Below are 4,412 nucleotides of genomic sequence, written 5' to 3'. Positions count from 1 at the left end.
CGGTAGGCGAACACCGGGGAGAGGAGGGGTCCCGGCACGCGGGCGCTCACCCGGTCACCCAGCACGGCGGTCCCGTCCGGACCCTCGGTGACGGTGTGCTCGTGGACCCACCCCGTCAGACCGGCGTAGGGCTGGGAGACGCAGCGGTCCACGAAACGCTCACCCTCGACGTACCCGGCGGGGTCGTGCTGCGCGATCCAGCGCGGACCGAACCGCACCCCCAGCGGCCCGGGGAGCGCGGACCTCGGTTCGAGCACGGCCACACCGTCCCTCAGCGAGTCGGCCTGGCTCACGGGCCGCAGCGGCATGAACGGCGGGGAGATCCGGACGAAGGCACCCGGTGAGGCGAGGTAGTCCCACGCCTCGTCCGCACCGGCCTGGATCGTACAACTGAGGTCGATGCTCATCGATCCCTCTCTCAGGGGAGAAGGCACAGCGGGGTGACGTCGCCCCGCCCGCCGGCCATCGGAACGGTCAGGAACGCGCACGGCCACCAGCCGCGCGACTCGACGACGTCACGCACGGTGGACCACTGGGCCGCCCCGAGGGCGGGGTCGCGGCTCAACACGAAGCCGGAGGACCGGCTCGGGTCGCCGACGATCGCCACCGAGTAGTCGTCCGCGAGGTAGGTGATGCGGTAGTTGACCGGTCCGTTCTCGTCCTGGAACGGCACCTGCGGGAAGTTCACGCGCAGGGAGGCGTTGGTTCCGGTGTCGCGGATCGTCGCCTCCCCCTCGATCACCGAGTCAGTGCTGATCGCCGAACCGCAGGAGTTGCGCACCGAGATCGTGTCCGGCGAGATTCGTGCGTACTCGGCGGTCGTGTCGTTGGTGCACTGCAGGGTGTACGGCTGTGGGATCGCCGCGACCTGGTACCAGGTGCCCACGAATCGGTCGGGGTCCACGTACCCGACCTGTTGCAGCTCGGGGCCGCCGATCGACCCCACCGCGATGCCCTCGGGCACCTGCAGTTGCGAGGAGCCCCCGCCGAGTCGGCCCCCATCGGTCAGGTCCTGCGCCCCGGCGACGGGAGCGGCCCCGAGCCCGGACGCCAGGAGCGGAGCCACGATGAGAGCGGTGGCGAGTGAACGGAACCGGGAACGGCGCGAGGTGGTCATGGGTGGAACTCCTTTGTGTCGGCGGTGTTGGCGGGAGCGGAGTCGTCCGGGACTGTGGTGGCGGAAGCGGAGTCGTCTGAACCGACGGTGGCGGGCTCGCCGACGGGCGTGACACCGCGGCGGGGGTCGCCCGGCCACCAGACCCTCTCCCCGACCAGGGTGAACAGTGCCGGCACGACGAGAGTCCTCACGACGAACGTATCCAGCAGCACGCCGAGGGCAACGATCACGCCGACCTGGGTGAGCACGATCAATGGCAGGACGCCCAGCACCACGAACACCGAGGCCAGCACGATTCCCGCGGAGGTGATCACGCCACCGGTGAGGGCGACGGCACGAACCATGGCCTCCCGGGTCGAGTGCGTGGCCGCCTCCTCCCGGGCCCGGATGATCAGGAACACCGAGTAGTCCACGCCGAGTGCGACGAGGAACAGGAAGCTGTACAGCGGCACGGACACGTCCAGTCCGGGGAAGCCCAGGATCTGGGTGGTGACGAAGGTCCCCAGTCCGAGCGCCGCGAGCGACGACAACACCGTCGCGCCCAACAGGAGCAGCGGCGCGATCAACGCCCGTAGCGCCAGTACCAGGACGACGAACACCACCAGGAGGATCAGTGGTGCGATCAGCGCGAGGTCGCGCAGGTTGCCGTCGGAGGTGTCGACGCCCTCGGCGACAGATCCGCCGACGATCGCCTCGGATCCGGGGACCTGGTCGACCGCGGAGCGCAACGCCACCACGCTGTCCTCCGACCGGTCGGTCGCGGGGGCGGCGTCGAGGGTCACCGTGATGCGGCTCCACCCGGTCCCCGACTCGCCGGCCGGCATGGCGGACACCACTCCCTCCACACCCTCGACCACCTCGAGGACCTCCGCCTCGGTGCCGGTCCGGGCGAGCACGGTGACCGGGTCGGTGACGCCGGCCGGGAAGTGCTCGGCGGCGGTCTCCAGACCGGCCGCGGCTTCGGACGGCGTGCGGAACTGCTCGGTCTGGCTCAGACCGATCCGTGTGCCCAGCAGTCCGAACGCGAGGATCACCAGGATCAGCACGCACGAGATCAGGACGCGGACGGGACGCCTGACCACACCGGAGGCGATACGGCCCCAGACGCCGGACGGGACGTCCTCGCGGAAGTCCTCGGGGGTCGTGGGGGCGGCCGACCGGGAGCGCGCGCCGGTGCGCGCGGAATCGCGCCCCGGTCGGGGGACGAACGGCCAGAACAACCCACGACCGCACACCGCCAGAGCCGCCGGCAGCGCCACGAGGGCGTACGCCAGGGCGACGAGCAGACCGACGGCGGCGGAGATCCCGAGCGAACGGTAGTTGGGCAGGGTCGCCAAGAGCAGCATCAGCAGTGCCAGCACGACGGTGATGTTGCTGGCGATGATGGCGGGGACCGCGCCACGGTACGCATCACGCAACGCCTGTCGCCGGTTCTCGGTCCTCCGCAGCTCTTCGCGGTATCTGGAGACCAACAACAGCGCGTAGTTGGTACCGGCTCCGAACACCAGGACCGAGACGATGCCGGAGGTGGAGCCGTCGACGGTCACACCGACGGCCTCGCCGACCGTGGCGACCAACAGGGAGGCCACCCGGTCGGCGACGGCGATCACGACGAGCGGGACGAGCCACAGGACCGGCGAGCGGTAGGTGATGATCAGGAGCACCGCGACGACCGTCGCCGTGGCGGCCAGGAGACGGAAGTCCGCGCCCTCGAAGGCGGCGGCGGTATCTGCGGCGAAGGCGGGCCCGCCGGTGAGTTGCGCCTCCAGACCGGGGTCGAGTCCGTCGGCGATGGCGTCACGCATGTCGCGGACGAGCTCACTGCCCTGCTCATTGGAGATCGACTCGGCCTCGACCGGCACCAGGACCAGCGCGGCGGCGCCGTCCTCGGACGGGATCGGGCCCTGGGGCGCGGCGCCGACGACCTCCGCCATCCGCTCACCCGCTCCCACGGCCGCGGCGACCCCCTGCGGGCCCAGCTCTCCGCCGTCCTCGCGGGTGACCACCAGCACCGCCGGCACCGACCCCGAATCGGGGAACTCCTGCTGGATCTGGGAGACGAGGGCGGCCTCGGAGGTGTCCGGCAGCGTCTGGGGTGCCTCGGACGCGCCTTCGGACGACGCGAGCGCGAAGACGGCGCCGGACACGAGCAGGACCGCCGCGAGGATCACCCACGCGGTGAGCTTTCCCGTCAGCACGCCCACCCAGCCTCCGGTGGACGTGCCTCTGCTCGCCGCGGTGCTCTCGGCTGTCATCGTCTCCCTCGCCCTCACGCGTTGTATTCGGAGAGGAACGCCTCGAGGATGGCGTTGACCTCGTCGGGCCGTTCCATGGTCGGCGAGTGACCCGCACCGGGGATCTCGTGGAAGCTCGTGGTGGCGATGAGCTCGACTATCCGACGCGATTTCTCCGGCGGCGTGGCCGCGTCCTCCGCACCCACCACGACCAGCGTCGGAGCGATGATCCGGATGGCCTCGTCCTCGCACGGATCACGGTCCGCGACCGACTCGATGGCCTTGACCAGGCCGGCGCGGTCGGTGCGCTCGAGCATCGCCATCCACTCCTCGACCCAGGGTGCCGAGAGATTGCGGTCGGCGAGCATGATCGGCGCCACGCGGGACCGCAACGGCTTCATTCCGGCGACGCGGTACACCTTGGACAGCGTCTTGTACTTGCTGCGGTTGGCCGGCTCCTCCGCGGTGGCGGCGGAGTCGAGCAGGGTGAGGGAGTGCACGACCTCGGGGTTGCGGGCCGCGAGCCGGATCCCGACGAAGCCACCCATGGACAAGCCGACGAAGTTGACCACGGGGATCTGCAGGTGCCGGAGGAGTTCGCTGACGTCCACCGTCAGCGTGTCCATGTCGTACCCACCGAGCGCGCGGGGCGAGTCGCCCTGACCACGGAAGTCGATGGTCACGCACCGGTACCTGTCCCGCAGGTGGGCGATCTGGTGCTGGAACATCCACCCGGAGAAGAGCAGACCGTGGGCGAAGAACACCACGGGAGCGTCCTCACGACCGGCGGGGACGCCGGTGTCGGTGTAGGCGATGGTCGTGTGACCGCGCTGGAATGTGGGCATCGGGGCTCTCCTGACAGTCGGACGGCCACCGTGTCCGGCCGCCACAGTCGTACGATACGGCGGCCGGGGCCGCTCTTCCGTCACCTCGAGGTGATCGGATGCCGGGTCACCTCAGCGTGATCAGGCCCCGCGGATCCTCCGGCCCGGCGGCCCGCTCCAGGTGCTGGTGCTCGTTGACCGCGATGCAGGTCATCCCGCCGCGACCCACCACGACGC

The 4,412-nt window shown here is 70.6% G+C and carries 3 protein-coding genes and 1 pseudogene; all 4 read right to left on the bottom strand.

Annotated elements, in window-relative coordinates:
* A pseudogene (locus G6027_RS04480) lies at positions 1-407 on the bottom strand (TIGR01777 family protein); the annotation flags it as partial.
* A gap of 11 nt (positions 408-418) precedes the next feature.
* On the bottom strand, positions 419-1,117 hold the full coding sequence (locus G6027_RS04475) for a lipocalin family protein (protein WP_182635763.1): 699 nt from the start codon (positions 1,115-1,117) through the stop codon (positions 419-421).
* Positions 1,114-3,372, bottom strand: a complete 2,259-nt coding sequence (locus tag G6027_RS04470; RefSeq protein ID WP_187702591.1) for an MMPL family transporter — start codon at positions 3,370-3,372, stop codon at positions 1,114-1,116. The genes G6027_RS04475 and G6027_RS04470 overlap by 4 nt, the downstream gene beginning before the upstream one ends.
* A 14-nt stretch (positions 3,373-3,386) precedes the next feature.
* Entirely contained in the window at positions 3,387-4,196 is an 810-nt protein-coding gene (locus G6027_RS04465) for an alpha/beta fold hydrolase (protein ID WP_182635761.1), read from the bottom strand.
* Positions 4,197-4,412 lie beyond the last annotated feature (216 nt).

The organism is Dietzia sp. SLG310A2-38A2 (assembly GCF_014145095.1).
In the GTDB taxonomy this organism is placed as follows: Bacteria; Actinomycetota; Actinomycetes; order Mycobacteriales; family Mycobacteriaceae; genus Dietzia.
Note: the sequence above shows the minus strand (reverse complement) of the source record. Positions and strands in the feature narration are given on the sequence as shown.